This window comes from Skermanella sp. (genome assembly GCF_059503625.1).
In genome coordinates this window covers 1-3,715 of the sequence record NZ_JCACHA010000146.1, presented here as the reverse complement: position 1 = coordinate 3,715, position 3,715 = coordinate 1, and the positions used below count along the sequence as shown (strand labels likewise).

Sequence of the window (3,715 nt, the reverse complement as noted above, 5' to 3'; positions counted from 1 at the left end):
CATGTTACGATCGAGCATGAGGGCAGGATCTACACTGGATCGTACACCACCGCGGATGGAATGGTTCACGTATCCTGCGGCACCGGATCAAAATCGATGCAAATCGGTCAAACCCCACCGGTAGTCCTGGCTCGACTACTTATCCGGCAGCTTGTTCAGGAGCAGCAGTCCTGAAAAAGAGCGTAGCTACAGTTCGGCCAGGATTCATCAGGAGCCGCGGGAGTCTTGATAGACTAGCCAGTCAAGACGGATAATCCACTGAGTATATCACTCGGATCCTGCGAACGACTCAGCACGTGGACGTCTGCCACGGTTCCTGATGCTCCCATGAAGCTGCGCCTATACGGTTAGCCAACTTCCACTTTGGTCAGGCTCCCAGACGGGCCTTGCTCATACGCAGCGTGACGACAACCCCTTCGGTTTGCCAGTCGAACGCGATGGTGCCGCCGAGCTGGCTGGAAACGCTTCTTGTGACCAGTTGGCTCCCGAAGCCCGAGGGCTTGTTCGAGGCTTCGACCGGCGGCCCGCCTGTCTCAGTCCAGATGATGACCACCTCACTGTCCTGCGCGGTGCATGACACGGCGACCGTGCCGCTTTCCCTCGAGAGCGATCCATACTTGATCGCGTTCGTCGCCAGCTCGTGGACGACAAGGGCCAGCGTCGTGGCCGACGCCTCGCCGACCAGCAAGTCCGGTACGCTGACCTGGACCCGGGCGCCAATCGCTCCCTCGTCGTCGTACGGCCCTAGAAGAACGGCGAGCAGTTCGCCAAGGACAGCGGCCCCCTTCGGCTGGCTGAGAACGGGACGGACGAGGTCGTGCGCACGGCTCAGCGCCGCAAGCCGCTGGGTCAGGTCGCGGTACATCTCCGCCGTCGTCGCCGTCGAACGTGCCGAAATTCCGGTGAGGGCCGAGGCGATGGCGAACAGGTTCTTGACCCGATGCGCCATTTCGTTCGCGATCATCTCGCGGGCTTCCTCGGCCAGCTTGCGCCCGGTCACGTTGAGGAAGACCCCGAACATCATCCGCCCAACAATGCCCTGGTCATCGCCCCTGCCGCGCGCCGATATCCACCGGACCTCCGCGCCGTGCAGGATGCGGAAGTCTATTTCATAAGCGCCGAAGATCTCCCGCGTCGCCGCGAAAGCGGCCCTCACCCTATCCAGGTCCTCCGGATGGATGCAGGCGGAAAGATCCTCAAAGGTCGCAGCCTCAACGTCTACTCCCCACAGGTCATGGGCGCGCTCGTCGAGGGCGATCTCGTCGGTGTCAACATTCCACGACCACAGCGCGACGCCGGCCGCATCGGTGGCGATCCGCAGCCGGTGGGCGTCCCACACCGCGGGACCTGTTCGTTTCCCTGACATCGCCCTGATTCCAGTGGTGAAAGGTTTTGCGAGTGGCTTGGCCAGCCGCCGACCTACTTTGCCATAGGCCCGATCATTGGTGCCCGAACATAGTCAGCCGGTTTCCCGTCTGCATCCAGTAGTCAGATCGGTACCGCCATTCCCTTGGCGGTCGCGTTCTATGGCCCTCCTGACGGGATAGCCTGCCGCTATGATGAAGATGTTCAGGTCAAAGGCTCGACGGCATCACACCGTCAGACGATCCCGGTACCGAGCCAGAACGTCTTCCGGGAGAAGCCCTCTGCTGACCAGTTCCTCCACCGACTTGAAGGGGCAGCTCGGCAGGATGCGTTTGGCCCTTGCCTTGCCGATGTGCTTCAGGCGGAGCAGATCGTCACGCGGCGCCTGGTTGATGTAGACCGTCCCAGTGGACCCCGACTGCGCCTGCTCAGCCCGCGTGGTCTTTGCGCTGGACGGTTTAGCCCGCTTCCTGTCGCTATCCGCTCCGTCACCGCGGAGGGTGTTGTAGGCAACGGCGGCACCAATGGCGCCGACGGCTCCGACCAGCGTCTTCCTGTCCAATTCCATTCTCGATCCCCCAATTATCGAAGGAGGTAACGCTTCTGAGATGGGTTGCGTTCCACCCTGGTATGATCAGCGCGGCGAAGAGCACAGGTCAGAGGGTCGGCGGTCTTATGTATCAGCCGCCACCAAGAGTGGCTTGCAAGATACCTCTGGCATGAGGAGCATAACTCCATCCTTTCAAAAGGATACTGACTATCGCCGAACCGCATGTGGTTGCCGCTTCGAAGAACAAGCGAGCTGAGCTATCCGGCAGCATCGCCGATCTGGAGAAGGGGATCGGTCAGCACCGGGCAGATTTGCGGAATGTCGACGCGGTTCTGCGGCTGTCTGTCCAATGCCATTACCTGCTCCTCAATTTATCGAAGGAGGTAATGTTTCCGAGATAGGGCAAACTCCATCCTGGTGTGGTCAAGAAAACGAAGAGCGCACGTCAGAGTTAGGAAATTTCCATCTCGCCGGGAGCAGTAAACATGGTCAGGAAAGGTGAGTCATTGACCTGGCAAAGGAACAAAATTCTTTAGTGAATGTTAAGATGACTGCGGGCAGTATCAATTTTTCCTCTCTTTCAGCTTATGAGCCGAGCCTCCGATGCATATGACTGCCACGATGGCCGACACGATGTTGCACACCGCGATCACAGCGGTGCAGCGGGGGGACGAAGGCTTTTACCGGGTTCTCGACGCGCTTCCGGCGGCGGTTTATGTCACGAACGCAGGGGGCGTGATCACCTACTACAATCGTGCCTGCATTGCCTTCGCCGGGCGCACGCCGCTCATTGGGCAGGACAGCTGGTGTGTCACCTGGAAACTTTACACCGAAGACGGCCGGTTCCTTCCCCATGATCAGTGCCCGATGGCTGTTGCCCTACGCGAGCGGCGTGCCATCAGGGGAGTCGAAGCTGTAGCCGAGCGTCCGGACGGCACCCGGCGCAATTTTCTGCCGTATCCCACTCCTCTGCTCGATGGCGACGGCAAGCTCGTAGGGGCGGTCAACATGCTCATCGACGTGACGGACCGAAATCAGGCACGGGCGCTGCGGGCGCAGGCGGTAAAATGTCGCCGACTTGCTGCGGCGATCTCCGATCATCAAACCACGAACACGCTGAACTCCATGGCCGTCGAATACGAGGAGCAGGCGCTCAAGCTGGAGCGCTCGAACTGATGAGGCCGACGGCGGTCTGAGGCAGTCATCAACAGGATGTCTGCGGTCGGCCCTGCAGAATAAGCCACCGATGACAATCGTGAGCGCGAACGATCGGGAGCCTGATAATGGTGTCGGCCGTGATGGCGACGGCTTCGATATGACTGCCATGCGCTCCTTTGATCTTTTTGTTGAGGCTGCAACCAAATTCGTCGCCATATGTTGCACTGCACAATAGCCATGGCGGCAGTGGCCAACATGGCAGCAAGGGAGCGAGGCGCCGTCCACATATGAACGGAACGGCACGATGCTTAAGACGGTTTCCATGTCATGCCCGTCAAGGCGCTCTGTTACCGCCTGGTCGACAGCCTCGCCAACCGGCTCGAGGAGCGGCGTGCACAGGTCGAATTCGCATTGATGACGCCGCGTGAACGCTTCGATCTCGACGTTGCGCACGGCAACCTCATAGTGTCGGAGTTTGCCCGCATGTCGCAGCGTGGCGAGACAATCCCAGCCGGCAACTAGGCGAGACATCAAAGTCGCATAGCCTGTGGCACAGATAATCCATATGCGGTATGTCTGAAGCGATCTCAGGAGTTTATCAACGGGCTGCTAAATAAACGTCAGGAGGATCACCGTGTCACG

Annotated in this window: 4 protein-coding genes; 2 read left to right on the top strand and 2 right to left on the bottom strand. The window is 59.7% G+C overall.

What is annotated here, in order from left to right; genetic code table 11:
- Positions 1–367: 367 nt before the first annotated feature.
- Entirely contained in the window at positions 368–1,366 is a 999-nt protein-coding gene (locus tag AC5JJ6_RS04070) for a sensor histidine kinase (RefSeq protein ID WP_496040820.1), read from the bottom strand.
- Positions 1,367–1,591: 225 nt separating this feature from the next.
- A complete protein-coding gene (locus tag AC5JJ6_RS04065; RefSeq protein WP_496040819.1) occupies positions 1,592–1,933 on the bottom strand; it encodes a ComEA family DNA-binding protein in 342 nt (113 codons plus the stop codon).
- 603 nt (positions 1,934–2,536) lie between these two features.
- Between AC5JJ6_RS04065 and AC5JJ6_RS04060 the strand changes: the two genes are divergently transcribed.
- Both AC5JJ6_RS04060 and AC5JJ6_RS04055 read left to right on the top strand, forming a co-directional pair.
- Entirely contained in the window at positions 2,537–3,091 is a 555-nt protein-coding gene (locus tag AC5JJ6_RS04060; protein WP_496040818.1) for a PAS domain-containing protein, read from the top strand.
- 309 nt (positions 3,092–3,400) lie between these two features.
- Positions 3,401–3,595, top strand: coding sequence for a hypothetical protein (locus tag AC5JJ6_RS04055; RefSeq protein ID WP_496040817.1), 195 nt, complete (start codon positions 3,401–3,403; stop codon positions 3,593–3,595).
- The last annotated feature ends 120 nt before the right edge of the window (positions 3,596–3,715 follow it).

Coding starts and splice junctions, on each gene's coding strand:
- AC5JJ6_RS04070 (WP_496040820.1), bottom strand. CDS start 1,366: ATGTCAGGGAAACGAACAGGTCCCGCGGTGTGGGACGCCCACCGGCTG.
- AC5JJ6_RS04065 (WP_496040819.1), bottom strand. CDS start 1,933: ATGGAATTGGACAGGAAGACGCTGGTCGGAGCCGTCGGCGCCATTGGT.
- AC5JJ6_RS04060 (WP_496040818.1), top strand. CDS start 2,537: ATGGCCGACACGATGTTGCACACCGCGATCACAGCGGTGCAGCGGGGG.
- AC5JJ6_RS04055 (WP_496040817.1), top strand. CDS start 3,401: ATGCCCGTCAAGGCGCTCTGTTACCGCCTGGTCGACAGCCTCGCCAAC.